The sequence below is a fragment of the Enterococcus sp. AZ156 genome, assembly GCF_051714165.1.
GTDB lineage: Bacteria > Bacillota > Bacilli > Lactobacillales > Enterococcaceae > Enterococcus_B > Enterococcus_B pernyi.
In genome coordinates this window covers 2,406,847-2,432,712 of the sequence record NZ_JBIORI010000001.1, presented here as the reverse complement: position 1 = coordinate 2,432,712, position 25,866 = coordinate 2,406,847, and the positions used below count along the sequence as shown (strand labels likewise).

24 protein-coding genes and 1 other annotated feature are annotated in these 25,866 nt (G+C 37.1%); of the genes, 19 read left to right on the top strand and 5 right to left on the bottom strand.

Annotation, left to right across the window (positions count from 1 at the left end; all coding sequences use genetic code 11):
- Nucleotides 1–985 precede the first annotated feature (985 nt).
- The 4 genes from IGJ95_RS11665 (at nt 986) to IGJ95_RS11650 (ending at nt 5,518) form a co-directional block, all read left to right on the top strand.
- Complete coding sequence (locus IGJ95_RS11665; RefSeq protein ID WP_010734607.1) at nt 986–1,696, top strand: glucosamine-6-phosphate deaminase; 711 nt, start codon at nt 986–988, stop codon at nt 1,694–1,696.
- Between the two features lie 191 nt (nt 1,697–1,887).
- Entirely contained in the window at nt 1,888–2,679 is a 792-nt protein-coding gene (locus IGJ95_RS11660; RefSeq protein ID WP_438761927.1) for a MurR/RpiR family transcriptional regulator, read from the top strand.
- A 90-nt stretch (nt 2,680–2,769) separates the two neighbouring features.
- Nucleotides 2,770–4,338, top strand: a complete 1,569-nt coding sequence (gene malX / locus IGJ95_RS11655) for a maltose/glucose-specific PTS transporter subunit IIBC (protein ID WP_062804738.1) — start codon at nt 2,770–2,772, stop codon at nt 4,336–4,338.
- Nucleotides 4,339–4,357: 19 nt separating this feature from the next.
- Nucleotides 4,358–5,518, top strand: a complete 1,161-nt coding sequence (locus IGJ95_RS11650; RefSeq protein WP_062804739.1) for a MalY/PatB family protein — start codon at nt 4,358–4,360, stop codon at nt 5,516–5,518.
- Between the two features lie 155 nt (nt 5,519–5,673).
- On the opposite strand, the gene IGJ95_RS11645 is transcribed toward IGJ95_RS11650, so the two are convergent.
- Both IGJ95_RS11645 and IGJ95_RS11640 read right to left on the bottom strand, forming a co-directional pair.
- A complete protein-coding gene (locus tag IGJ95_RS11645; protein WP_062804740.1) occupies nt 5,674–6,546 on the bottom strand; it encodes a hypothetical protein in 873 nt (290 codons plus the stop codon).
- A gap of 12 nt (nt 6,547–6,558) precedes the next feature.
- The gene (locus tag IGJ95_RS11640) at nt 6,559–6,915 is read right to left on the bottom strand and encodes a hypothetical protein (RefSeq protein ID WP_157072112.1); all 357 of its coding nucleotides are present in this window, start codon (nt 6,913–6,915) and stop codon (nt 6,559–6,561) included.
- An 820-nt stretch (nt 6,916–7,735) separates the two neighbouring features.
- Here IGJ95_RS11640 and IGJ95_RS11635 point away from each other — a divergent pair.
- The 6 genes from IGJ95_RS11635 to IGJ95_RS11610 all read left to right on the top strand — a co-directional run bounded on the left by IGJ95_RS11635 (nt 7,736) and on the right by IGJ95_RS11610 (nt 13,239).
- Complete coding sequence (locus IGJ95_RS11635; RefSeq protein WP_438761924.1) at nt 7,736–8,350, top strand: hypothetical protein; 615 nt, start codon at nt 7,736–7,738, stop codon at nt 8,348–8,350.
- Between the two features lie 65 nt (nt 8,351–8,415).
- On the top strand, nt 8,416–8,958 hold the full coding sequence (locus IGJ95_RS11630; RefSeq protein ID WP_010734618.1) for a hypothetical protein: 543 nt from the start codon (nt 8,416–8,418) through the stop codon (nt 8,956–8,958).
- A 159-nt stretch (nt 8,959–9,117) separates the two neighbouring features.
- Complete coding sequence (locus IGJ95_RS11625) at nt 9,118–9,801, top strand: LysM peptidoglycan-binding domain-containing protein (RefSeq protein ID WP_062804742.1); 684 nt, start codon at nt 9,118–9,120, stop codon at nt 9,799–9,801.
- A 10-nt stretch (nt 9,802–9,811) separates the two neighbouring features.
- Nucleotides 9,812–10,195 carry a phage holin family protein gene (locus IGJ95_RS11620; protein WP_062804743.1) on the top strand — a complete coding sequence of 128 codons (384 nt, stop codon included), beginning with the start codon at nt 9,812–9,814 and terminating at the stop codon, nt 10,193–10,195.
- 97 nt (nt 10,196–10,292) lie between these two features.
- Entirely contained in the window at nt 10,293–10,961 is a 669-nt protein-coding gene (gene bacL2 / locus IGJ95_RS11615; RefSeq protein WP_153830196.1) for a BacL2 family protein, read from the top strand.
- Between the two features lie 37 nt (nt 10,962–10,998).
- The gene (locus tag IGJ95_RS11610; protein ID WP_153830131.1) at nt 10,999–13,239 is read left to right on the top strand and encodes a glycoside hydrolase domain-containing protein; all 2,241 of its coding nucleotides are present in this window, start codon (nt 10,999–11,001) and stop codon (nt 13,237–13,239) included.
- A 1,638-nt stretch (nt 13,240–14,877) separates the two neighbouring features.
- Here the strand turns inward: IGJ95_RS11610 and IGJ95_RS11605 are convergent.
- Entirely contained in the window at nt 14,878–15,831 is a 954-nt protein-coding gene (locus IGJ95_RS11605; protein ID WP_137072797.1) for a glycosyltransferase family 2 protein, read from the bottom strand.
- Between the two features lie 196 nt (nt 15,832–16,027).
- On the opposite strand from IGJ95_RS11605, the gene IGJ95_RS11600 reads away from it, so the two are divergent.
- A complete protein-coding gene (locus IGJ95_RS11600) occupies nt 16,028–16,492 on the top strand; it encodes a methylated-DNA--[protein]-cysteine S-methyltransferase (protein WP_010734626.1) in 465 nt (154 codons plus the stop codon).
- A gap of 87 nt (nt 16,493–16,579) precedes the next feature.
- Here IGJ95_RS11600 and IGJ95_RS11595 read toward each other — a convergent pair whose 3' ends face one another.
- Nucleotides 16,580–17,623 (bottom strand): YeiH family protein, encoded by a 1,044-nt coding sequence (locus IGJ95_RS11595; RefSeq protein ID WP_153830197.1) that lies wholly within the window; start codon nt 17,621–17,623, stop codon nt 16,580–16,582.
- A 122-nt stretch (nt 17,624–17,745) separates the two neighbouring features.
- Nucleotides 17,746–18,714: a TDT family transporter gene (locus IGJ95_RS11590; protein WP_153830132.1), complete on the bottom strand. Its 969-nt coding sequence runs from the start codon at nt 18,712–18,714 to the stop codon at nt 17,746–17,748.
- Nucleotides 18,715–19,004: 290 nt separating this feature from the next.
- On the opposite strand from IGJ95_RS11590, the gene IGJ95_RS11585 reads away from it, so the two are divergent.
- The 8 genes from IGJ95_RS11585 (at nt 19,005) to sufC (ending at nt 25,862) form a co-directional block, all read left to right on the top strand.
- Nucleotides 19,005–19,826 carry a LysR family transcriptional regulator gene (locus IGJ95_RS11585; RefSeq protein ID WP_153830133.1) on the top strand — a complete coding sequence of 274 codons (822 nt, stop codon included), beginning with the start codon at nt 19,005–19,007 and terminating at the stop codon, nt 19,824–19,826.
- Between the two features lie 187 nt (nt 19,827–20,013).
- The gene (locus IGJ95_RS11580) at nt 20,014–21,201 is read left to right on the top strand and encodes an FtsW/RodA/SpoVE family cell cycle protein (protein ID WP_153830134.1); all 1,188 of its coding nucleotides are present in this window, start codon (nt 20,014–20,016) and stop codon (nt 21,199–21,201) included.
- Between the two features lie 6 nt (nt 21,202–21,207).
- Nucleotides 21,208–21,564, top strand: coding sequence for an arsenate reductase family protein (locus IGJ95_RS11575; RefSeq protein ID WP_010734631.1), 357 nt, complete (start codon nt 21,208–21,210; stop codon nt 21,562–21,564).
- 1 nt (nt 21,565) lies between these two features.
- Nucleotides 21,566–21,904, top strand: coding sequence for a glycine cleavage system protein H (locus tag IGJ95_RS11570; RefSeq protein WP_010734632.1), 339 nt, complete (start codon nt 21,566–21,568; stop codon nt 21,902–21,904).
- A 67-nt stretch (nt 21,905–21,971) separates the two neighbouring features.
- Nucleotides 21,972–22,221 (top strand) — a binding site (T-box leader).
- 67 nt (nt 22,222–22,288) lie between these two features.
- Nucleotides 22,289–23,323: a methionine ABC transporter ATP-binding protein gene (locus tag IGJ95_RS11565; protein WP_010734633.1), complete on the top strand. Its 1,035-nt coding sequence runs from the start codon at nt 22,289–22,291 to the stop codon at nt 23,321–23,323.
- Nucleotides 23,316–24,002: a methionine ABC transporter permease gene (locus tag IGJ95_RS11560; protein WP_010734634.1), complete on the top strand. Its 687-nt coding sequence runs from the start codon at nt 23,316–23,318 to the stop codon at nt 24,000–24,002. Before IGJ95_RS11565 ends, IGJ95_RS11560 begins: the two co-directional genes overlap by 8 nt.
- 23 nt (nt 24,003–24,025) lie before the next feature.
- Nucleotides 24,026–24,877 (top strand): MetQ/NlpA family ABC transporter substrate-binding protein, encoded by an 852-nt coding sequence (locus IGJ95_RS11555; protein ID WP_023520252.1) that lies wholly within the window; start codon nt 24,026–24,028, stop codon nt 24,875–24,877.
- 211 nt (nt 24,878–25,088) lie between these two features.
- Nucleotides 25,089–25,862, top strand: coding sequence for a Fe-S cluster assembly ATPase SufC (sufC, locus tag IGJ95_RS11550; protein WP_010734636.1), 774 nt, complete (start codon nt 25,089–25,091; stop codon nt 25,860–25,862).
- Nucleotides 25,863–25,866 lie beyond the last annotated feature (4 nt).

Genomic DNA, 25,866 nt, shown 5'->3' with positions numbered 1-25,866 from the left:
TTTCATGAGTTTGAACAAACAAAATCTAGCAATATACATAGATGTGGTTAAAGCCATTTTTGAAATACTTGATACCCTAATTTTAGTAAAAGAAAGTCATAAAAAATCCTTAGATCATTTCAAGTTACTGATGTTAATTTCTATGTGATATAAGGTCAATTCTCCCCTTTGTCGATTTTATTATATTAAATAATAGGGAAGCAAATGCTAGAAAAAGAGCCAAAATATTTTATACTTTATATATAGATGTATATACAATCAGGTAAGTTCCTGTTTTTTTATATAAATTTGCATGCATACTAAAACATAAGGAAGTATCTATTTACTGAAATTGTTACACTTTTACTAATATGATATTCTTGTGTCATAGTTATAGAAATCGACTGCTCATGGAGGTCGTATATATAATTATCGTTCGATAAAATCCTCAATCAAATTCAATAGAAATTTTCATTTAAGAGCGAACCTTACGGAGGCAGACTATAGAAATGAAAAAGGACAGTCTTGTCTGGGAACGCTATACCAATCACTAACTTTGTTCGATAATCAGGTAGCTATTAACCAGCTAAGGGTAGGAATCTACGTAGCTCTGAACAACCATCTAAAAATTTATCCAGAAGACTGTGACTTGATTATTTCAGAAATAAATTTAGATCCAAATATATTTATAGAAAAAATTTGATTAGTTTAATATATATAAAATAGAATAGAAACAAAAAATGGATAGCGATTATGTAATTTGATATAACCGTTATTCTTTAGATAATTAAGAATCATAGTCGTAATAAAAGCTACTAGTTTTCTTTGGTTGATGTGGTCACAGTTTGAGATGTTTGCCATACACAATCACATAGGTATTGATTCTTATTTTTATGGGATGTTATTATATTTTTTCAAGAAAATCCCGACTAAAATAAGAAAACGTATCAAAAGCCCCCTCAGCCTGTTACACTTTAACTAAATGAGTGAAAGGAAGTGGACAGCAATGGATTTAGTGATTGCAAAAGATTATGAAACGCTTAGTGAAGTGACAGCGGGGATCGTCTTGGAAAAAATGTTGAAGAAAAAACGAGTGAATTTGTCTTTGACGACAGGAAATTCGCCTAAGATGGCGTACGAGATTTTAGTGGAGACGCTTAGTAAATTACAGATGGATACATCGATGATCCATTATTATAATTTTGATGAAGTGGCATTAAAGGACAAGCAGTATGGTCTGACTATGTCAGGACTGAAAGAAGCCCTTTATGATCCTATAGGGGTCGCTACTGAAAATATCCATGAACTGACTATTGATAATTATCAAGATGTGGATAAACGAATGGCGCAAGCGGGTGGATTGGATCTAGTCTTGATGGGGCTTGGTGAAGATGGTCATTTTTGTGGAAACATGCCTGGATATACGGATTTTAGTAAGGAGACTTATAGCATTCCAGTCATTCCAGGAGATCAGATGTATGAATCGTTAAAAGAACATCTGGGAGAAGAACCTGGTGATTACTTTGTGACATTTGGGCCAAAGACGGTCATGGCAGCGAAACAGTTAGTATTGATCGTTAACGGGGAGCATAAAGCAGAGATCATCAAACAAGTGATCGAAGGACCAGTAACAGAGCAGATTCCTGCATCGATCTTGATGACTCATCCCGATATCACAGTGATTTTAGATGAAGCAGCTGCAAAATTATTAAAATAAATAGTCATATCAATGGATTGTTTCAAAGAACAACACAGAATCCACGAAAATCATATTACCGATTTTTGTGGATTTTTTTGCATGTCTGAATTTAACTGTAGACTCGTTTTCCATCGTATTCTCCGGTAGAATAGATAAGAAAACAGACCATATCGTTCATTGGCGAAAAACTGCCAGAATAGGAGAAAGAGATGAATCAGTTTTATAAGAGAATCCAATATAAATTTTCTGAATTAAATCAAGTGGAAAAAAATATCTTAGATTATTGTTTGCATCAATCAAGAAAAGTTTCCTCCATGACAGCCGAAGAATTAGCGAGTGAAAGATTTACCAGCCAATCGACTATTACTCGAATGGCAAAAAAGCTTGGCTTTAAAGGATTTCAAGAATTTAAGTTTGCCCTTAAAAGTTACCGGTCATTAGAAGAAACGAGTGGTTCTACTGATGTGTCGGATGAATTCAAACCATTGATCAATGAAATCCTTCGTCAGTTTACAGAGACGTTAGAAAAAATCGAGCCGAAACAAATCGATCGCGCAGTCAATATGATTAAAGAAGCACAACGTATTGAACTGTTTGCTGTAGGGCAAAGTATTCCGGTCGCTGTTTCCCTGAATCGAAAATTGCATTTTCTTGGTAAAAATGTGGGGCATTCAACCGATTGGGACGAATTGCTAGCAGTGAGTAAACAACTAGGAGAAGGAGATCTTGCTATTTTTATTAGTCATAGTGGGGAAACATTAGGAATGCTCGATTATGCTAAACGACTAAAGGAGCGAAATGTTCCTCTGCTGTCTTTTATTGGTCAACCGACAAGTTCTTTAGAAGAATTGTCGACGGGCGCATTTATTGCAGAAATGTTGACGATCTATCATCAGAATATTGATTTGAGTCCAAGAGTTTCAATGGATATCTTGTTAGATATTTTGATGATCCATTATGCGAAACAAGTCATTTCTCAGAATGGAGATTCTAATTTATGAATGCCCATTCTACATGGACAGGAAGTATTGCAACCGCCTTTGTCATCGCTTACATTTTAAGGGTAAGAAATAGAGTAAGGGGGAAAAGGGATGCAAAAAGGGAAGAAAGCAAGTTGGATGGAGATTTTTCAAGGGTTAGGCAAAACGTTCATGTTACCAGTCGCACTGTTAGCTTTCATGGGATTGTTCTTAGGGATTGGGAGTGCGTTCTCCGCTGAATCAGCAATTACTGCTTTTCCATTTTTAGGTGCTGCTTGGTTACAGGTGATGTTTCGCTTTATGTCGACGATTGGTGGCTTTGCTTTTAGCTATTTACCTGTGATGTTTGCCATGGCGATTCCTTTAGGCTTAGCACGTAAAGAAAAAGGCGTGGCTGCTTTTTCTGGGTTTGTTGGATATGTAGTGATGCAATTATCGATCAATTTTTATTTGCAAGAAACGAATCAATTGGCAGCAAGTGAACAATTACGTGAAGCTGGTCAAGAAATGGTTTTTGGTATCCAAACATTATCTATGGGTGTTCTGGGAGGGATCATTGTCGGGCTAATCGTTTATCAGCTCCATACGCGATTTTATCAATTCCAATTACCAGATAGTTTTGCCTTCTTTTCAGGGACACGTTTTGTACCCATCATTACTTCAGTAACTTTAGCAATTGTTGGCGTGTTGATTCCGATGGTTTGGCCACTTTTTGCCATGTTGATCACTGGGATCGGAAATTTGATACAACGCTCTGGTGCATTTGGCCCGTTCTTATTCGGTTCTGGAGAACGACTCTTATTGCCATTTGGCTTACATCATATTTTAGTATCGATGATCCGGTTTACAGAAGCTGGAGGAAGTCAGGTCATCAATGGGCAAGAAGTCTTTGGCGCACTAAATATTTTTTATAATGAATTGCAACAAGGATTGGCGATTTCACCGAGCGCCACTGCTTTTCTTTCACAAGGAAAAATGCCGACATTCATGTTTGGCCTTCCCGCAGCGGCTTTAGCGATGTATCAAACCGCAAAGCCAGAGAATCGTGCAAAAATCAAAGGATTATTGATTTCAGGTGTGATTGCGACTTTTGTAACAGGGATCACTGAACCAATCGAATTTCTCTTCTTATTTGTCAGTCCTCTCTTATGGGGATTCCATGTGTTGATGACTGGTGCCGGATTTATGGTCATGAGTTTGTTGGGCGTAACGATCGGGAACACCGATGGCGGTATCTTAGATTTTATTATTTTCGGGGTCATGCAAGGGACTTATACTAAATGGTGGTTAGTTTTACTTGTGGGTGCCTGTTGGTTTGGTATCTATTACTTTACATTTAAAACGGTGATTTTACGCAAAAACTTAAAGACCCCTGGACGTGAAGAAATGACTGCTGAGACAGAATATACAGACGAAGAAGTATCATATAAAGGAAAAGGCACAGTTGATGCACGAGGAATCTTGGCTGCTTTAGGTGGTGCTGAAAATATCACTTCTTTAGATAATTGCATCACACGTCTAAGGTTAGTGGTGAATGACGGATCGATCGTTGATGATGACCGACTGAAAAAATTAGGTGCATTAGGCGTGGTTCATTTGGATGATACGAATGTACAAGTCATTATAGGAACAAAAGTGACGACTGTTAGAAATCAACTGGACGACATCTTGTTGTTCTGAAATCGGGAGAGTGTAGAAGATGTCTTTCAATGAACAAATCGATCGTAAAGGGACGTATTGTACGCAATGGGATTATATTGAAGACCGCTTCGGTAAAAATGATCTCTTGCCATTTACGATTTCTGATACAGATTTTAAAGTACCAACAGGCGTCGAAGCTGCGCTCCAAGAAAGGTTAAGACATCCAATTTTTGGCTATACTCGTTGGAATCACACAGATTTTAAATCAGCAGTCACTCACTGGTACAAAGAACGTTTTGGACACCAGATCGACGAGGACTGGTTGGTTTACAGTCCTTCCGTCATCTATAGCATCAAGCAACTGATTTGTTTATTAAGCGAATCGGGAGAAGGTGTGATTATCCAAACGCCTGCTTATGATGCCTTTTATAAACTGATTGCTGGGAATGGCCGCAAACTGGTAAGCAATGAATTGATTTATCAAGAAGGTGCCTATAAATTGGATTTTGAGGACTTGAGGCGCCAATTTGAGCAACCGGAGAATAAAATTTTGTTATTGTGTAGTCCCCACAATCCAACAGGTAGAGTGTGGACCAAAAAAGAATTAGTGAACATCATCGAGCTTGCCCAAAAAAACGAGGTGTTCATTATTTCGGATGAGATCCACATGGATATTCTCAGAAAGGGACAACACCATCAACCACTGACAGAATTGATTCAAAAAAATGTCGCAGTCGTCACATCAGGAAGTAAAACATTTAATTTTCCTGGATTGATTTTTTCTTACGGATTGATTCCAGATTCGTCCTTGCGCCAGCGGTTTTTACAACAGATGAAAGAAGCTGATGGCCTCGGTTCCACGAGTGTTTTTGGATTAGTTGCTACGATTTCGGCGTATGAAAAAGAAAACAACTGGGTCAGTGAACTCAATCAGTACATTGATGATAATATTGCTTTTGTCACTGCGTACCTTAAAAAACATCATCCGGAAATCATCGTGACCAAAAGCGAAGCCACCTACTTGATGTGGCTCGATTGTGCCCGACTCCCATTCACTATGGAAGAACTTCAGCAACGAATGATCGAACGAGGCAAGGTTGCAATCATGTCAGGCGAAGTATATGGGAAAGCTAGTCACAATTTTTTGCGATTGAACGTGGGATGCCCACGTAAGAAATTGGAAGAAGGATTGCGGCGATTGACGGAGAGTTTGGGGTAAGAGAGAGAAAGTATTTATAAATAGATCACCTATCATTTTATTTAAAACAAGCGCCAAAGGACAACTACTTCTTGTATCTTGTCCTTTGGCGCTTATTATTTCAAGAACCTTTCTTATCAAATGATTTGATATAGATAGGAATCACCTATTTATTGTTAATTAGACTTAAAGTCTTCAGGAAGTTGATCGAACGTAACGGAAGAAACGTTTAAATAGTCTTTTTCAATCCCATTGTTCGTAAAAATCATCCCTAGTAATACGCCAGTTTTGGCATCAATATTTAGTTTAAAGTGATTAGCCTGATATCTGACTTGATTGGCGTCTGATAAGCTACCTTCTAAAACTACTGTATTTCGTCCAGCTATTTTTCCAGTATCTGTAAGTTCATAAATAGCTTCATCCTCTAATAAGTTAATTGCTAAATCGGAAGGTAATGCAACTATTTTTGCATTGCTATAATAATTTGCATCTGGTCTTGCCTTGTACAATTTTTCTCCATCCTCACCAATTTTTATACTATCGGCTAATGTCATAGAATGATTACTAGATGCTCCTTCTAACCTAACAAAGGAAGTATCTATGCCTAAGCTTTTATCGTTTGAATCAAAATTTTCCGTTTCAATATTGCCGTTGTCGTAAAAAAGAAAACTTCGATTATTTGTTGAATAAGTAGTATCGATTTTCGTGAGATGATTGTCAGGCAGATTAACAGCTGATAGATGAATTGATTCAATTAATTCTCCTGCTTTTTTAGTCGCTAAAAAATGAATCTCGATACTGTGATAATAATCAATAGCATTGATCATTCGATAGACTGCTTCTTGTTTTGTTGTGATTTCATCTTCTATTTGTACAGTTGGTATTTCAATTGTTGTTTGTTTTTCTTCTTCTGGAGAAGTCGTGATTACTCTACTCTCAGACTTAACTTGTACATCTGTTTGTTGATTAGCTAAGACAGCATAAGTAGAGCTTGCCAAGATTGTTGTCAACGTTAAACCAATAATAACTCCTCTTATTTGTTTTTCCATAGTTATCTCCTTTTACCATGTGACTTTGAATGCATCTGCACCCAGACCACCCTGAATATTCACATTATTAGGTTTCCCAACATTTGCAGCTAGGTTCCAATTAGTGGCACCCAAATCACCAATCCAATTCCATCCTACAGCAGCGTAGTATTGTTCAATAGTATTTCCTTCACCTATCCCTGGCGGTGAAGCAACATTATAAGCAGCTGTTGACTCGAATGCTGGATTAGCTAAATATGCGTAAAAATTCCCAACATTTGTTCTATTTGTAGGGTTAAAGCCATACGCATAAAATGCACCACTTTTGTCGTAACTAATCCTTGCGTCTCCAAAATAACCTGATGAGATCCACGTCCAATTCCCTGACATAATATGACTCAAACCCGGTTGCCCTGCAGCTGCATCGTTGTCTACTAATTGCTCACCAGCAAAAACCTTGTACCCAGAAAAAATAGTACTGACAAAAAACAAAATAAAGAAAAGATTTTTTTCATGAGTGACTACTTTACTTATTTATTTGTTCTCTTGAAGTATAAATCTAAGAAATAAAAAAACATATATTTTTTATTAATCATTATATTTGCATAATATTTAATGAATAATTTACTCTTCATCAACCTGTTTTTTTGTATAATTTAGCTCGGAAAATAAAATTTTATATTGTGTGAAAAAAATAAATATATTATATATAGCAAAAAAGATAAAAAAACATAAAATTAGGAGATTTAAGTGGATGATTTATTTAATAACTATAGAAATTTATTGATTTTATATTAAGAATAATGTGTATGTTTTTATACTATCTATTCTTAAATTAAATAATAATAAATTGAAATCTATGAGATTCTAAATACGCTAAAAGCTTTTTTAATAGAATAGAGCATAAAGTTTAAAATAGATAATATTAGAAGGAGTATCCTACTTAAATAACGTAATAATCATTTTTAATTTTATATTAATACTTTCTAATTCATTTACATAAAAGTAGAATAAGTTAACAAAAATGAGCAGAAAATCTTTGAATGTTAAATAACTAATTATATATATTTATATTTATATAAATATATATAATTAAGAAGTCATAGTTTATTCGAATAATTTATTATATTGGTGAAGATATCTTCTAAAATCGAAAATATAAACACACTTGGTAATGAATTATAATTGAAGATCAAGGAGAGAATAAAAAATGAAGGAAGTATTGATGGGGTTTACAATGCTGTTTGGTTTGATAGTTAGTGGAATGCATACTGAGGTTGCAGATGCAGCAATTCGAGCAATTGATCCTGAAAGTATTGTTATTTCGAAAGAAGATAACCAAAAAGCAATACAACAACTTGAAGAACAGGGGATTGATGTAGATAATCTACCTTTTTCAAAAGACAAGTTGACGACACAAAAACCAAAACCTGGCACATATATCATCGAAGGAGAAGATAAAAATTCAACAGATAATTTAAGTACAGAAGAGTTGTTACCAAAGGCTAAACTATATAGTATTAATGCCCCAGGGTTCTCAGTTCAAATTTATAATCCTAGTTCAGGTAGTACTTCGTCAGCTAGTGGGATAAGATGCAACGAATTAGCACCTTTATTTACAATAGAGGACAATGGCATTGCGGGTATCCATGCAATAATGTCTTATAATCAGTTTTATTTTCTAGGTGATTATGTGCAAGATTATGGAACTGGTGTATGGGATGGAGGATATTACTATAGATACTTCAACATTTCTGATACAAAGTGGCAATGGTATAGAAGGTTATGGCTGAGTGTTGCTGATAAGAATGATTTGCTAAACTAAAAATAGACTGTTTGGGAAGAAGCCTCTTTCTATTTTTTGAAATGAAGAGAGAGTGATCAAATAGAATGAAGAAACGAATAATATCCATCCTGCTATTTCTATTACTAATGGCTGGCTGTAGTAGCGAAACAAATACAAGACAATTTGAAATGAGTGACAGCGTTCCGGAAACAAAAGAAAGCACTCAATCACAGGAAATAGCTGATTCAGACGATTTAACATTCGAGGAATATAAAAAAGCCTTTCCTGGTCCGGGAAAACTCGATGAAGCATATCAGAAATTAAAAATAAAAAGCGATATTTCCCACGACCAGTTACACGATCTCTTGATTAAGTATTCCTGGAAACTGGAGGGAGGGGGTATTTTGATCTTCAATGAATCAGGTGAAGTACAGCGAATCAATCTGTCTGGGCTGATAGAGTATGCTGGAATATATTCAGTTAATCAAGATAACTTCTATTTAGAACCAGATCCAGCAAGTGTGAACTATGCAAATGTGATCAAAGATCATAAGTACAGAATCGAAGCAGATAGATTGTTTTTATTCAGCGAGGAAGTGAAAGAACATCAAGTCATTATGTATCCTATGAAAAAAATAATTCCATAAACCAGTATTTTTTGTGCTCAATCTATTTATAAGTCATTAAATAAATAAGCGATTTAAAGCATCGGTATTCTGCCGATGCTTTTTTTGTCACAATTTTCTTCATTTTACCGACATATTAAACGTATTTAAATACGCAAAAATTTTGAGAGGAGAATCAAAATGAAGTATGTTGTAAAATCTGGAGATTCGTTAAGTAGGATTGGTGAAAAATTTGGGGTATCAGTTAGTCAATTACAACAATGGAATGGAATCAAAAATCCTGACTTTATTTTAGTTGGGCAAGAGCTGATGATCATGAAAGAGTTGAATGATACACTTACGCGAAAGATTACTAGGAGCCAACTTGAAGCAATTGGATGGAGTAATTTTTCAGAGCAGATAATCAACGATTTAAATCAGTGCATCAACGTGTATCGTATCACTGAACTTAATCCTTTACAGCATTTTATTAGCCAGTGTAGTCACGAGTCAGGTTGTGGGAAATGGCGCATAGAACTTGCTTCTGGAGAAGCTTATGAAGGGCGTAGTGACCTTGGAAATGTTTTTAGTGGGGATGGTAGAAAATTCAAAGGGGCAGGGTTTATTCAACTAACTGGTCGTTATAATTATACACAGTTTTCTTTATCAATCGCAGATCCAGAAGTTGTCAATCAAGGAGTAACTTATGTGGCTGAAAGATATCCTTGGTCAAGTGCTGGCTATTGGTGGGAGGCCAATGGGATGAATAATTTCTGTTTATTATCACCTACTGTTGAACAAGTGACATTTAAAGTAAATGGTGGATACAATGGATTGGCTTCACGTAAATCCTATTACGAAAAATGTTGCGAAGTGATCAGTTAAGAGGGAGATAATGTTTAGTAAAATGGGGATTTTTATACATTTATTTGAAACAGAAGAAGAATTGATCCATATCTTCTTTTTGTTGATTTTATTAGATTTATTCACTGGTTGGCTAAAAGCGAAAGTACAAAGAACTTGGTATTCTAATCTGAGCTGGCAAGGCCTATGGAAGAAGCTTAGCCATTTTGTTTTATTGATTTTGACTGGCGTTGTCGATATCGTTTTAGCAAAAAATAATGTTCAACTTGAATTCACGTTAGTTCAAGTATTTACAACATTTTTAGTACTGACGGAAATCGGAAGTATTTTAGAGAATATGGCAGAAACAAATCTAACAAAATATTTTTGTCAGATCATCGAATCGATTGAACAGAAATTAAAAAAAGGCAGCTAATATCCAAAAAATAGAAAAATAAAGAGTAGATTCTATGTCACAGATTTATTCAACTTATCGACATATCCTTTCAAAAGAATGAATGGAGTGGCTAATGATGAGTTTTTGGATAAGCATAACAGAAAGAGTGGATTTGTATGTAATAGAACAAAATGGAGAGTTACTGGAAGCAATACTCAGAGATTTTTTTCCATATTTAAAAAAAAGTGCTAAAAATGCCCAAATTTCAGCAGAGAAATTGGGCGTATACATACCTTTTGAAGATTTTTATAGTACTTATCTGTTAGCTACATGGAAAGCGATTGAAGATTATCGACTGGAAAGAAAGAAGAAAGAGTTGAAGTTTAAAAATTTGTTTCTCTATCGCTTAGCAATTGCTGAGAAAGATGTATGGCGTCTTTACAAAAAAAGTTCAAACAATAAGAATGACAAAAATAGGATTACTTATGATGCTGGGCGTTGGCAATCTTTAGATCCTGGATTTATAGAGAGTCAGTCATCGGTGGAAATTGATTCAACTATCGATTTAAAAGAGATGGTTTGTAATTATCAAAAGCAAGAACCACTTGATGGGTTCTTCTTTTCATTGCTAGTTGAAGGGTTTACTTGTTCTGAAGCAGCGAAAATCATGTTTTCAGAAAAGGACTACCATCCGTCAGTGCGTAAAAGAGTGGAGAGAATGAAGAAACGCTTAAAAAAATATTTGCTTCAAGAAAAATATTTCCTGAATACTGTCACAAATTCTAAAAAATCTCAACATATCTAAGTGATTCGAATCAAAATAATGTTGAGGAGTGAAAAGAATGGATAAGAAAGCAAAACAAACACGTGATCCTTGGGTGTTAGAGGTACAGCAATGGTTGAATGAGACATATGGAAATGTAGCAGGCTTTGGTTCAGTACCGGAAGATGGTTATACTGGATGGAATACGATTTATGGATTGATTCAAGCGGTACAACATGAACTAGGAATTACGACATTAGTTGATAACTTCGGTGCTACCACTTCTGCTTTATGGGATAAAGAAGTCACCCCCAATCTAATCAACACATATGAAAGTAATTTTGTAAAGTTGATTGATGGTGCATTTCGTTGTAAAGGAATGGGAACTGGAAAGTTTAATACCATTTACACAACGGACAATGACAATGCAATAAAGCAGTTAAAAATTGCCGCAGGATTTGAATCAGTCAATAGTACATTAGATTCCACATGGGCCAAAGCCTTGTTTGATATGAGCGCTTTTGTTTTAGTACCAAGTGGAGATGCGACGATTCGCTCGATGCAACAAGGATTGAATCGAGAGTACTGGCAATATACGGGGATTTTGCCTTGTGATGGCGTTTATCAGCGTCAAACCAATACAGCATTGATTTATGGTCTTCAAGCAGAAATTGGTATGGATACAAATACAGCAAATGGTAATTATGGTCCTGGGACTGAAGCGGGTACCCCAGTACTAAATCAAGGAGACATCGGTCCATTTGTTCGAATTTTGCAATACGGTCTTTATGTGAACGGTTATAACAAACAAGGTGATTTTTCAGGAAACTTTACGTCATATATTGCGGAGCAAATTCTTGCTTTCCGACAGTTTATGGTATTGCCACCGTATAATCAAACGTCGGATTTAACCGTGATGAAAGGTTTACTAACATCAAACGGGAACACGAATCGTTCAGCAGAGGCCTTTGACACCTCGACAATTTTGACTAAAGAAACAGCGGAAGGTTTGAAATCACAAGGTTTTTCGATTGTTGGACGCTACTTGACAGGTACGGTTGGAACAGGAGCCGACGAACGTGATAAAAGTTTATCATTCGAAGAGATAGAAGCAATTACACAAGTTGGCTTAGCTATTTTTCCTATCTACCAAGATGGCGGTTGGTATGAATCTTATTTCACGCAAGATCAAGGCCTAAAAGATGGAAAACTGGCGATTGAAGCAGCATATAACTTAGGTTTTCCTTTAGGAACAACCATTTATTTTGCATGTGATGTGGATATTCAAGACGGAAATATCCCCGGAACCGTCTTACCTTATTTTGCGGGAGTATGGTCAATTCTTTCATCAGACCAGACATATAATGTTGGCGTTTATGGTACTAGAAATGTTTGTCAGAAAATCATTGATGCGAGTTATGCAACTCAAGCTTTTGTATCTAATATGTCCTCAGGCTTTAGTGGTAATTTAGGATTTCCTATGCCTAAACAATGGGCATTTGATCAGTTTATTGAACTGACCACAGCGGGAGTAGGTATCGATAAAGTTGCTGTGTCAGGTAGAGATCGAGGTATTTCATCTTTTTCTGTATCTCCAGAAGCAATTGCGAAAAGAGAGTTATTGAAGTTGTATAAAAATTTCGGTGTAGCAGAAACAGCATTTGAATTTGAACAAGAAGTACGTATAGAGCCAGCACCAAATTATGTGGTCTATTTGAAACCGCATATGGAGTGGTCTATTTCAGGAGAAGAATATGGGATTTCTGTATTGGTGAAGGATAAAAAAGTGGATATGTCTCCTTATTACAATGAAATCACTGATTCGATCGTGGAATACAGTGAGTATCTTAAAGGAGACACAAAAAGTTTTGAAGATGTCATCAACGAACTTGGACCAAAAGTAGATAATGGAGCGATTGCAGTTGGATTAGCAACGAAAGAAGGGTTAATAGGTACACGTATCTTGATGACCTTTGAGAAAGAGTTGAAGCACGGAGACCATGAAATTACATCCAAGTTTCAATTAGAGATTGAGATTTACTTACGTCCGCTTGTTGATTCCCCCTTGCCAGATCCAATTTATCAGGACGTCGTAGATCAGTTGGAGAATGGGACGTTTGAGTGGAATGTTCCGTTGTTGATAGGGATTGGAATGTCCGCTTTTTGCGTAGCTATTCTTATAATCTACGGCGGCACAATCATTGCGGCTATAGGTACGATTATTGCAGGAGTTACAAGTTCTGTGACAACTGTAGCAGCTGCATTAATTGTTATTGGAACTACACTCATGGGGATATTATCGAGTTTTCTAAGTATTTAAAAAAATATAAATTATTGGACTGATGAAACCTAGCCATCAGTCCTTTTTAAACAAAAAATAGACATATAATTACTTAATAATTGAAACCCTATAACAATAAATATAATAGTAAAAAATTTTTATTTTATTGGACTAATTTTATCAGTAAAGTTGAGATCAAAAGTAACATATAAAAGAAAAAAGTGAGATAAACTGAACAAATCATTTTATTTTGCCAAGATAAAATCATATCTTTCTCTTTTTGATCGTTAAAGTAGTATATCCAATATGATTTTTTTTTAGCTATAATCAGATATCCGTGGCTAATGTTCCCTTTAAAGTAGTACCATTTATTTAAACTTAAAAACAAGAAGACGATTCCTAAAAGTAGTAAAAGAGTAGAGATAGTTAAGATGTTTTTCAAAAGTAGGAAGGCCGAAATACCAGATGAAATTGAACCAAAAAGAATATATATATTGCTTTTTCTTACTATACGATTATATAGTTCTGCTTTATCAAGAGCAGGAGAAATGATTCTCTTTGAGTAGATTTGTTGTTTGAAATGTTTCCATTCGATTATTAAAGAAAACTAAAGATATAAGTGATATTATCATAAGACCTAAAATACCAAAGTTAAGTATTCCGAGTAATTTATGCATATTCATGCTCCCTTCTTTTCAAATTACTGATATAGGAATAGAATTTTATTTTAAAATGTAGGTCTGGATAAAACTAGTATCCAATAATGTTGCTCATTCAAGACTAAGATAAATTATTTAAATAGCAGTACATAAAGCTTGTGCTTATGTATCACGGATTCGATTCTTAGGCTGTAGTGGGCTGCTTTAAGGTCAAAGTACAAAGTAACTATAAGTAAAAAATGATATCTATCGTAAAAAAATGCTAGAACCATCAATAAAAGAAATAGCACTAGATTGTTTTCATCAGTAAAGTTGAGATCAAAAGTAACATATAAAAGAATAAAGTGAGATAAAGTGAAGAAATCATTTTATTTTGCCAAGATAAAATGATTTCTTTCTGTTTTTGATTATTAAAGTAGTATATCCAATAGGATTTATTTTTAGCTATAACCAGATATCCTTGGCTAATGCTCTCTTTAGAGTAGAAACATGTAGTTAAACTCAACAACAAGAAGAAGATTCCCAAAATTAAAAAAAAGGTAGAAAGATTCAAGATGTTCTTTGAAACTAGCACATTTGAAAGGATAAATGAAATTGAAGTCAAAAAAAATGTATTGATTATTTTTTTTTAACATACGAATATATATTTCTGTTTCATCAGAAGCTGCAGAGAAAATTTTTTTGAATATATGTATTGTTTAAATAATTCTATTCGATTACTGATTAATATCAAAGATACAAGTGAGATTAACATAAGACCTAGAATACCGAAGTTAAGTATGTCTAAGTAATGATACATAGTATTGCCCCCTTTAGTATTTATGTAGCTTAAAAATGCTATCAGCTATATATCAGCTATAATTAACAGATAGAAACGTTATCATCTATAAGTATACGCAATTAATGGATAGATAAAACGCAATCAGTTAAAATATTTTTTATAATGAGAGTTATTTTAACTGGCTATCATAAAAGAAAAAGCTACCCTCTAATTTGAAAGGATAGCTTCATTCATTACTTATTTATCTGTTTGTTCCCCAATTTGGTGGGCTTTTTGTTTTTCAGTTTCCCGTACGATATAGACTGGGCGTTTTTTCGTTTCTAGGAAGATTTTCCCGATATATTTCCCAATGATGCCAAGACAAAGGAGTTGGATTCCGCCGATGAATAAAACGATCGAGACGAGTGAAGGCCAACCGGAAGTTGGATCACCAAATAATAACGCACGTAAAATAATAAATAATATGGCGATTCCTGAACCGATACATGATAATGCACCAACAAATGAGGCGATGTTCAATGGCGTGTCAGAAAAATTGACGATCCCATCAATTGAATAGTTGAATAATTTCCAAAATGACCAAGACGTTTCACCGGCAACGCGTTCGCGATTTTCAAATGAGAGATACTCAGTTTTGAATCCTACCCAACTGAATAGTCCTTTTGAAAAGCGATTGTATTCCGCTAATTCTAAGACCGCATCCACCATTTGGCGAGTCATCATGCGATAATCTCTTGCACCGTCAATCATTTCAGTATCACTGATTTTATTGATCAATTGGTAAAATTTCTTCGCAAAGAAACTGCGGATAGCTGGTTCACCTTCACGAGTAGAACGGCGTGTACCGATACAATCGATATCGGAGTTGATGACTTTATCGATCATCACTGGTAATAATTCAGGCGGATCTTGTAAATCGACGTCCATGACAGTGACAAGGTCTCCTGTAGAGGCTTGCAGGCCGGCATATAGTGCAGCTTCTTTTCCGAAATTTCGTGAAAAAGCGACAAAACGAACGGATTCATGTACATTCGCTAATTTTTTGATGGCAGCCAATGTGCCATCACTTGACCCATCATCGATAAAAAGATACTCGAACTCGTAATCGCCACGAAATTTTTCGACTTCGTCAAAAAAAAGTGGGACAGTTTTTTCTTCATTAAAACAAGGGATGACAATTGATATTTTCATGTTTTCGTTCCTTTCAAGCATGTTTTTTTCATATAACCTATATAAATAAAAGTATGCTTAAATAACAAAAATAAAAGATGTTATAAGCGCCTTATTCAGTGTACCATCTCTATGGCATTAAATAAACTTTTAGGTTGCTTTTTTTTCTTGAATCATAGATGATAAATAAAATAAGTGAGGAGGAAGGCGGACAAAAATGAAAATTGAAACACCAATCGGTCCTTTATGGCTTGATGCCGATCAAAAAGGATTAACAGCTGTCTCTTTTGAACGAATTTCTGAAAATGAAGAAGCAAATGCTCAGATTTTATCCTTGGCAAAACAACAGCTGGAAGAGTATTTTTCAGGTGAAAGACACGTTTTCGATGTACCTTTATCTTTCCAAAGAGGAACAGCCTTTCAACAAAAGGTTTGGCGAGTGCTCACAAGAATCCCTTATGGACAAAGTCGCACATATAAACAAGTGGCACAGGCAATCGGGCAACCAAAGGCAGCTCGTGCGATTGGTCAAGCCAATCGTTTGAATCCTCTACCAATCGTTATTCCTTGTCACCGAGTGATTGGGCAAAATGGACAATTGACTGGGTATATGGGGAAAGCTGAAAATGGGTTAGTGATCAAACGGCAACTATTAGTGCTTGAAAATATTTTAGCTCATTAGGCTGTACTACTAGCTGACAGCACAGATAAATAAGCACCAACACCTCGAAATAGAAAATCTTTCCGAGGTGTTGGTGCTTATTTTTACTTATAGTTTGATCAACCAAATAAAGAATAAAGCCATGATTGTTTGTAAAAGTCCCACAGTCAATCCATACGTCAAGAATCGTTTTCCTTCTTTCATGAACTTTGCAAAATCCAAACGTAAGCCAATCGCGGCTAATGCAGTGACCTCAAACCAACCACTAATAAAACTAGCGCTTTGATCGATCACATGGGGAATGGTAAAGAAGCTGTTGATTAAACACACGATCAAGAAGCCTAAAACGTACCAAGGAAGTGGCATTTTTCGTTTGTGGTTTTTTGGCGTATACGTTGAAGAGACGGCCGGCTGTTTTTTTTCCATAAATTTTTCAAAGAGGAAGACCACGACCACAAGCATCATGATCCGCATGATTTTAAACAGCATTGCAAATTGCACGACTGAAGTATCTAATAGACTTGCTCCAGCAACAACTTGTCCAACGGATTGTAAAGTACCACCTATAAGTGCACTTTTTTCGATCAGTTGATCACCAAAGAGTTGGAGACCTAAAAAGGGAAGTGTCAACATCATCACTGTTCCTAAAAGATTGACCAAGGTAATGACTTGACCCTTTTCTTCTTCATCTGCATGGATCACTGGAGCAATCGAAGCAATGGCTGAAGAACCGCAAATGGCGTTTCCACCTGCCATCATCAAGGAAAATGTATCGCTGAACAATAGTTTTTTTCCGATGAAATAGGCACCAAGAATCGTGACAGTCATTTGGAGTAACACGAAAGTTACACCTTTGAAACCAATCTGTGCAATCGTTTGGATCGTCACAGTTGCACCAAGCAAGAAAACGGAACATTCTAATAGTTTACTTTCGGCAAATTTGGTACCCACCGCAAGTTCAGGTTGCTTAAACAAGGTGTTTCCTAAGACGATACCAAGTAAAATCGCAATCGTTCCTGCACCGAGTTGAGGGACAAAGGGTCCCAGTAGCCGACTAATGACTGCGACAGAAAAGGCGAGTAGTAGTCCGGGTAAGATTTTTCGGCCACCAAATTTTTTCAGCGTTTTTATATAAGTGAATAAAGCATTCATTTGATTCTTTCCTTTCATTTAAGAAAAAGTTTTTCTAAAATATAGTATCATTTAATTGTTTCTTCGTGAATACAAAAAAACCTTCTGCCTTTTTACTAAGTGAAAAAGACAGAAGGTGAAGTCTATTCTATCAATCCCTTTGAAAGGTGATGTTTATGTTGACTGTGTTCTTTAATCAAGTAGATGGCATAGTGTCCTAAGACGTAAGCGATCATGCCACAGGCAATCAAACACTCGATGACTTTCAATCCATCTAAGATTCCTGTAGCAAACCCTAATTGATGGAAATAAGCAGTGGCAGTAGAGATTGCTGTAGCAGAGATTACCAATGGGAAAGTAAAGGCTGCAAAGCTTGGATAAAAATCAAGCAATAATAGACGTGGTAACATGGCTAAAACGATAAAGTAAAGTACTTGCGAAACAAGGAACAACGTCATGACTAAGGCCAAATTTGGGTCTTCAAAGTTTTTTAAGTACCCTGTCAGGCACAAAGAACCAGGTGCTGCAAGAATCGCAATCAATGGCAAGGTTGGTTGCGCCATATTTTTGACAAAGAAAATTCGATGGATGATGATTGGTAGTAGTACGACATAACAAGCTAACGAAAGCCAGAAGAAGATCTTTCCAAGGATCGGAGAAAAGTTTCCAGCAGTTACTGTGATGACACCAAAACCAACATACACGATAAACCAGCTTGGAAAAATTGCTTCTATTGACAAGTCTGCTTTAACTACATGATGGTAATTAAAGTACAGAACCAAGATGATTTGGAAGATCCCTGCGGCTAACCAAATCAATTTGACGATTGGCGCAATTGATTTGAAAGAAACAAAATACGTACAGATGACCATCAAAGACATCGTAAAGGTCGGCGAGACGGAAGCGACGATTGGATCATATAGATGTTGCTTCGTGTGTTCAAATAAAAGGATCAGTTTGCCGATGATCAACAGCATCAAAAGCATACCGATCGCACCTACAAAATTCCCTACATGTGTCAAATGATAGTCTTTTAAAAGATTCCCTAAAGAAGTCAATCCAAGGATCAACCCACAAATCGGGATCGGAACAATCTTCAAGAAATGCTTCATACATTACTCTCCTTTTTTATTGATAATCAAGGACAGACTCGTTGCAACGATAAGTAGCCAACGATGAAAACTGCTTGTTACGAAGAATAGTAAAGTTTTTCAATGGGAAAAAACAAATCGCATGGATGCTTCTCCTTATCGTTGCAGTAAGCTGTCTGGAAGGCTGTGAGGTGTGTGTAACTGAAGGTCCACAACCTGTTCCTTACACTTTTCATTATAGAGTCTTTTTGATATATTTAAATCAAATAGTTATTATAGTTACTATAAAAAAAGATAATGGAAGTGGTTAGATGTTTAAATTATTAACAACCTTTCGTGTCGTTTATGAAACAAGAAATTTTTCGCGAACCGCTGAATTACTCTATTTGTCTCAACCTGCGGTGTCCAATCAAATCAAACAATTGGAGCGGGATCTTGGGGTGGAACTTTTCCAACGTAATGGACGACAAGAGATGAAACCGACAAAACAAGCGGATTTGCTTTATGAACGAACATTGGTTTTATTGGAAGAATGGGAAACAACACAACAACAATTAGCGGATGAAAAAAATGAAGAAGAAGTGTGCCGGATCGTCGCTTCCCATACATTTGCGGTGTATTTATTGCCTCAATTGATGAAAGAGTTGATCGTGCGTTTTACAAAAATCAAGTTTTCGATTGCTTTTGCGAATTCTCATGAGAGTTTGGAGCAAGTGGCAAAACATGAAGCTGATTTTGGTTTTATCGAAAAACCTTTAGAAACAACCGGAGTACAACGCTTTTCTTTACTTGAAGATGCGTTGGTCGTTGCAGGTGATCCTAAGAGTGAGCTATGGCTAGTCAGGGAATCTTCTTCAGGTGTGTTCCATTACACGCAACGTTATTTTGAAGAAAAGAATATCCAAGGGAAGAAAATGCTTGTAAAAAGTAATGAAGTCATTGTGGCGATGTTGAAAGAAGGAATCGGACGATCCATATTATCCAAACGAGCAGTACCAAAAGGGATACACGTTGAACCTTTAGCTGAATCTCGTCAGTTCTATTTGATCCAACGGACCCATTTGACCTCTGAACGGTTATTAGAAGTAGGAAATGAGATCTTGGATTTCTATAAAAAGGAAAAGAAAAAATGAAAAATATCAGACGGAATCAATAGAACTTCTCCCTTGAATAAGCGTTTTTTTCGTTTTTATCTTAAGAAAGGATAAAGAGAAATGAATAAGATTAATTTTTCGCAAATCTCATTTGCTTTGGCTTTCATTTATAGAAGGAGACAGCTATAATATAGGGCAGTATGGTTTTTAGGAAAAGGGATGAAAAATGGAAAAAAAAATAAAAACTTCGAATGATAACCGCATTGATTACGGAGTCATTCTACCAGTATTTTTATTATGTTTGATTGGGATTTTATCCTTATACGTTGCATTGACACATGATCCAAACGGTCCTTCTGTGACAAGAGGTGTCGGGATGCAGATCATTTGGTACCTTGTGGGAGCAGTAGCGATTGCAATCGTCATGCGGATCAATTCAAAATGGATCTGGAAATTGACACCGTATCTCTATGGACTAGGATTGCTTGTCATGGGGTTGCTCTTACGATTTTACGACCAAACTCTGGCGGCAAGTACTGGTTCAAAAAACTGGTTCCGTTTTGGAAGTGTCACATTTCAACCAGCCGAGCTGATGAAGATCGCTTATATTTTGATGCTGGCGTTGATCGTAACGAAGCACAATACGCAAGTCAAAGTTCGCACAATCAAATCTGATTTTTGGCTGATTGCAAAGATGTTGATCATTTCGATTCCTGTGATTGCGTTAGTCATGGCGCAAAAAGACTTTGGGACGATGCTCGTCTTTCTGGCGATCTTTGGTGGCGTCTTTTTGATGTCAGGGATTTCTTGGAAAATCATTGGTCCGATCTTTGCTTTAGCATTTATTGTGGGGGCAGGAACGATTTTCCTTGTGACCACAGAATCAGGAAGAGAATTCCTATATACTGTTGGGTTCAAATCTTACCAATTTGCCCGAATCGATTCTTGGCTCGATCCATTTCATGATACGTCGGGCTTTAGCTTCCAACCCGCCCAAGGGATTTTAGCAATCGGAACAGGTGGGATGTTCGGAAAAGGCTTTAACGTCAGCAACATTTACGTGCCAGTCCGAGAATCGGATATGATATTCACTGTCATTGGCGAGAATTTTGGCTTTATTGGTGGCGCATTTGTCATTTTCTTGTATTTTGTATTGATTTATCGTATGATACGTGTCTGCTTCGATACGAACAATGAGTTTTATGCCTATATCGCAAGTGGATTGATCATGATGCTCTTATTCCATGTCTTTGAAAACATTGGCGCAAATATCGGCTTACTTCCATTAACTGGGATTCCATTGCCGTTTATCAGTCAAGGGGGTTCATCGATCTTAGGGAATATGATTGGGATCGGATTGATCTTATCTATGCGTTATCAAAATGAAGCACCGGTAAAAAATTCTAGGAGGTAACGTAAGTTGTTTACTTTTTATGAGTACCCAAAGTGTTCCACTTGTCGAAAAGCCAAGGCTTGGCTCGACAATCATCAAGTAACGTATCAAGCGGTCGACATGGTCAAAGATACGCCTACGGCAGAAACGATCGAATCATGGTTGAAGCATTCCGATGTGCCGCTTCGACGTGTCTTTAATACAAGCGGGATGAAGTACCGTGAACTTGGTCTAAAAGACCAAATCGATGAATTATCCCTCACAGAAGCAAGTCAGCTGTTATCTACGGACGGCATGTTGATCAAACGTCCATTGATCGTCAAAGACAATCAACTGGTCACAATCGGTTTTAATGAAAAAATATACGAAGGAGCATTCAATTAAAATGGCTGGGAAACACTTAAAGAAGAAAGATAACCTTTGGATTTTATTTAATGGAAAAGAATACTGTGTAGGTTTGACAAAAGAAGCGCAAGAAGATCTAGGTGAGATCACGTTTGCCAACTTACCAAAAATCGGTAAAGCGTATCAAGCAGGCGATGCACTAGTTGAAGTAGAAGCAGAAAAAGCAGTCACTGAATTTGCAAGTCCTTTATCTGGAACAGTCTCATCTGTGAATGAAAAAATCAGTGAGAATATCGCTGTTTTGAACGATGAAGATGAAATGACTGCGTGGTTATTGAGTTTTAAAGATGTCGATGCAGCAGAATTCGACGCACTTTAAGAAACACGATGTTCAAATAAATGTTTGACACTGATTCTTGTAACTGCTATAATCATAAACAATCATATTGAAAGCTTTGATAAGAAGAGTACATGTCACAGATGTTTCAAGAGAGCCCGGTTTGCTGTGAAAGGGTAACGGAAATGAGATGGAAGATGGTCTTAGAGCAGAGTGAGTGAGCGCAAGCAAACTGACTACGGGAGTGCCCGTTATAGCACAGCAGTATGCGACTAGCGTCAAGTACTGAACGAGGTTGTTATTGTGAAATAGCAGCGAATCAAGGTGGTCACACGGAAGTCTAAACTTTCGTCCTTTTGCTAAACGCAAAGGACGAAAGTTTTTTTGTTGTCTAAGAGAAAATAAGTAAAGAAAGATGTGAACGATATGTCATTGATCCAATTGACGAATGTTAAGAAAACATTTGGCGGGAAACATGGGACGATCCACGCTATCAACGACGTTTCACTACAAGTGGAACAAGGCGACATTTACGGCATCGTCGGTTATTCCGGTGCTGGTAAGAGTACGTTAGTCCGTTTGTTGAACGGCTTGGAATTACCTACAGATGGTCAAGTAATTGTCAACGACCAAGACATTACTAAATTAAAAAATAAAGAATTACGCGTTTTTCGTAAAAAAATCGGTATGATTTTTCAACATTTCAATCTATTGTGGTCACGTACCGTACTAGAAAATATCCAGTTCCCTTTGGAATTAGCCGGTGTATCGAAACAACAACGGAAAGAAAGAGCAGAAGAATTGCTCCGTTTAGTCGGTTTGGAAGGACGAGGACAAGCTTATCCGTCCCAATTATCCGGTGGACAAAAGCAAAGAGTCGGGATTGCTCGTGCGTTAGCCAATGAGCCAGAAATCCTCCTTTGCGATGAAGCGACAAGTGCATTGGACCCACAAACGACAGAAGAGGTCTTAGATTTATTATTAGCAATCAATAAAAAGTTGAACTTGACGATTGTTTTGATCACTCATGAAATGAACGTTATTCGCAAAATCTGTAACAAAGTGGCAGTGATGGAGCGTGGGCAAGTCGTAGAAGAAGGCGATGCGTTGACCGTTTTCCGTCATCCGCAACAAGAAGTCACGAAACGTTTCGTCCAACAAGACATCGAACCAGAAGCTGAATCCACTGAATTATTGGCAGAGTTGATCAAAGAAAATCCAGACGGTCGCTTAGTGACATTGACCTTCAACGAAACGAACGCCAACGAACCAGTGATTTCTCAAGCCATTCGTCGTTACAATGTGGATATCAACGTCGTATATGGGAAAATCAAGCAAACTAAAGAAGGCTCGTTTGGTTCACTGACTACCTTGATGATCGGAGAGGAAAACGAATTGGACCAAGCAGAAAACTTCATCAAAGAGCAAGGCGTCGGAGTGGAGGTGATCCATCATGGATAAAAGCTTCACAGAAACCTACCTTGATTTCAGCCAAATCAACATGGAGACGATGCAACAAGCCATCATGGACACGTTATACATGACGTTGATCTCCATGGTCTTAGTAACCATCATCGGTTTGATCCTTGGTTTGATCCTTTACTCGATCGGTCGCAAAAACAAACCGTATGCGCGGATCATTTACGGCATCGTTTCGATCATTAGTAATATTTTCCGATCGACACCATTCATGATCTTGATGGTCTTGATCATTCCTTTTACCAAAGCAATCGTGGGAACGATGTTAGGCGCACAAGCAGCGATTCCAGCTCTCGTGTTGTCCGCTGCTCCTTTTTACGCTCGACTTGTAGAAATCGCGTTTCGCGAAGTCAGCCCTGGGGTCTTAGAAGCCGCAGATGCGATGGGGGCGAGCTATTGGGAAATCATTTGGAAAGTCTTGATACCTGAAAGTGTCCCGGCTTTGATCTCAGGTTTGACTGTAACAACGATCTCGATGATCGGTTTTACTGCCATGGCAGGTGCAATCGGTGCCGGCGGTCTAGGTGGCTTGGCTTGGCAAGAAGGCTACCAACGTGGTAATTTAACAGTGACTTTTGTCGCTACCTTGATTATTTTAGTCATTGTATTTATTGTTCAAGGAATCGGGGATTTCTTAACGAAGAAAACAGATAAAAGATAGTAGGAAATAGGAGGATATAGGATATGAAAAAGAAAATTTTTGGATTTGCAGCAACGCTTTTACTGACAGTTGGATTAGCCGCATGTGGAAACGGTGGAAGCAGTAGTGACTCATCAAACGCATCAGACGACGATACAACCTTGAAAATCGGCGCATCACCAACACCACATGCGGAAATCTTAGAACATGTGAAACCTCTTTTGAAAGACGAAGGCATTGATTTGGAAATCGTCAAATTTGACGATTATGTCTTGCCAAACCAAGCATTATCAGAAGGCGACATCGATGCGAACTATTTCCAACACATCCCTTACTTGAACAAAGAAATCGACGAAAAAGGCTATGATTTTGTCAATGCGGGTGCTGTCCACATCGAACCAATGGGCTTGTATTCAAAAAAAATCAAAGACATTTCTGAATTAGAAGATGGCGCAACGATCATTACTTCAAATTCAGAATCTGACTGGGGACGGATCATCACGATCTTGAAAGACGCTGGTTTAGTGACAGTCAAAGACGGCGTTGATTTAGAAACAGCCACATTTGATGATATCGATGAAAATCCTAAAAACTTGAAATTCAATCATACGATCGATCCAGCATTATTGGCTTCTACCTACCAAAATGATGAAGGTGATCTAGTAGCTATCAACGCGAACTTTGCTTACGGCGCTGGATTGAATCCATTAGAAGATGCGGTATTACTAGAAAAAGATAACTCACCATATGTCAACATCATTGCGACACGTAAAGGTGACGAAGACAGCGACAAGATCAAAAAATTGATTGAAGTCTTGCATCAAGAAGATGTTCGTCAATGGATCGAAGAACAATGGGAAGGCTCCGTAAAATCTGTCGATGCGGATGCAAAATAAAACCTGTAAAGTCTGGGAATGATTCCTAGACTTTTTTTGAGAAAAAACGAACAAAACTATTTTATTCAGTTTATAAAGATTATCAATTGAAAATGATGTTTTATTTGCAATAAATCAAAATTATGACATTTTTAACTGGTCGGGGCGTTGCGCTTCATTCTCAATTAGTCTAAAATAAGTGAGAACGAATCAGAATATGGAGGGGAACTACATGTCTGTCTTAGAAATAAAAAACCTACATGTGTCGATTGAGGACAAGAAAATCCTTAAAGGCGTGAATTTAACAATGAAAACAGGGGAAATCCATGCCATCATGGGACCAAACGGAACAGGTAAATCGACCTTGTCTGCTGCAATTATGGGAAATCCGAATTACGAAGTAACTGAAGGAGAAATCCTTTTTGATGGGCAAAATGTGTTAGAGCTAGAAGTAGATGAACGTGCACGTTTAGGTCTGTTTTTAGCCATGCAATACCCAAGTGAGATTCCAGGAATCACAAATGCCGAATTTATGCGTGCAGCGATCAATGCGACACGTCCGGAAGATGACAAGATTTCTGTCATGTCATTCTTGAAAAAGTTAGATGAAAAGATGGCACTTTTGAACATGCCAGAAGAAATGGCTGAACGTTATTTGAACGAAGGCTTTTCTGGTGGAGAGAAAAAACGTAACGAGATCTTACAACTCTTGATGTTAGAACCAACGTTTGCGATTTTAGATGAAATCGATTCTGGTTTAGATATCGATGCACTGAAAGTCGTGGCAAAAGGCGTGAACGAAATGCGTGGCGACAGCTTTGGTGCCTTGATCATCACTCATTACCAACGCTTGTTAAACTACATCACACCTGACGTCGTCCACATCATGATGGAAGGTCGTGTCGTGATGACTGGTAGTGCAGATCTAGCAAAACGCCTAGAAGCCGAAGGATATGCTGGCATCAGTAAAGAATTAGGAATCGACTACAAAGAAGAAGAAGCGTAAGGAG

Excerpts from the sequence above, each read along its gene's own strand:
- IGJ95_RS11555 (WP_023520252.1), top strand. The coding sequence starts at position 24,026 with ATGAAAAAGAAAATTTTTGGATTTGCAGCAACGCTTTTACTGACAGTT.
- IGJ95_RS11665 (WP_010734607.1), top strand. The coding sequence starts at position 986 with ATGGATTTAGTGATTGCAAAAGATTATGAAACGCTTAGTGAAGTGACA.
- IGJ95_RS11625 (WP_062804742.1), top strand. The coding sequence starts at position 9,118 with ATGAAGTATGTTGTAAAATCTGGAGATTCGTTAAGTAGGATTGGTGAA.
- IGJ95_RS11595 (WP_153830197.1), bottom strand. The coding sequence starts at position 17,623 with ATGAATGCTTTATTCACTTATATAAAAACGCTGAAAAAATTTGGTGGC.
- IGJ95_RS11580 (WP_153830134.1), top strand. The coding sequence starts at position 20,014 with ATGGAAAAAAAAATAAAAACTTCGAATGATAACCGCATTGATTACGGA.
- IGJ95_RS11630 (WP_010734618.1), top strand. The coding sequence starts at position 8,416 with ATGAAGAAACGAATAATATCCATCCTGCTATTTCTATTACTAATGGCT.
- IGJ95_RS11565 (WP_010734633.1), top strand. The coding sequence starts at position 22,289 with ATGTCATTGATCCAATTGACGAATGTTAAGAAAACATTTGGCGGGAAA.
- IGJ95_RS11560 (WP_010734634.1), top strand. The coding sequence starts at position 23,316 with ATGGATAAAAGCTTCACAGAAACCTACCTTGATTTCAGCCAAATCAAC.
- bacL2 (WP_153830196.1), top strand. The coding sequence starts at position 10,293 with ATGAGTTTTTGGATAAGCATAACAGAAAGAGTGGATTTGTATGTAATA.
- IGJ95_RS11635 (WP_438761924.1), top strand. The coding sequence starts at position 7,736 with ATGAAGGAAGTATTGATGGGGTTTACAATGCTGTTTGGTTTGATAGTT.
- IGJ95_RS11605 (WP_137072797.1), bottom strand. The coding sequence starts at position 15,831 with ATGAAAATATCAATTGTCATCCCTTGTTTTAATGAAGAAAAAACTGTC.
- sufC (WP_010734636.1), top strand. The coding sequence starts at position 25,089 with ATGTCTGTCTTAGAAATAAAAAACCTACATGTGTCGATTGAGGACAAG.
- IGJ95_RS11650 (WP_062804739.1), top strand. The coding sequence starts at position 4,358 with ATGTCTTTCAATGAACAAATCGATCGTAAAGGGACGTATTGTACGCAA.
- IGJ95_RS11640 (WP_157072112.1), bottom strand. The coding sequence starts at position 6,915 with ATGTCAGGGAATTGGACGTGGATCTCATCAGGTTATTTTGGAGACGCA.
- IGJ95_RS11570 (WP_010734632.1), top strand. The coding sequence starts at position 21,566 with ATGGCTGGGAAACACTTAAAGAAGAAAGATAACCTTTGGATTTTATTT.
- IGJ95_RS11590 (WP_153830132.1), bottom strand. The coding sequence starts at position 18,714 with ATGAAGCATTTCTTGAAGATTGTTCCGATCCCGATTTGTGGGTTGATC.
- IGJ95_RS11610 (WP_153830131.1), top strand. The coding sequence starts at position 10,999 with ATGGATAAGAAAGCAAAACAAACACGTGATCCTTGGGTGTTAGAGGTA.
- IGJ95_RS11585 (WP_153830133.1), top strand. The coding sequence starts at position 19,005 with ATGTTTAAATTATTAACAACCTTTCGTGTCGTTTATGAAACAAGAAAT.
- IGJ95_RS11600 (WP_010734626.1), top strand. The coding sequence starts at position 16,028 with ATGAAAATTGAAACACCAATCGGTCCTTTATGGCTTGATGCCGATCAA.
- IGJ95_RS11645 (WP_062804740.1), bottom strand. The coding sequence starts at position 6,546 with ATGGAAAAACAAATAAGAGGAGTTATTATTGGTTTAACGTTGACAACA.
- IGJ95_RS11620 (WP_062804743.1), top strand. The coding sequence starts at position 9,812 with ATGTTTAGTAAAATGGGGATTTTTATACATTTATTTGAAACAGAAGAA.
- malX (WP_062804738.1), top strand. The coding sequence starts at position 2,770 with ATGCAAAAAGGGAAGAAAGCAAGTTGGATGGAGATTTTTCAAGGGTTA.
- IGJ95_RS11660 (WP_438761927.1), top strand. The coding sequence starts at position 1,888 with ATGAATCAGTTTTATAAGAGAATCCAATATAAATTTTCTGAATTAAAT.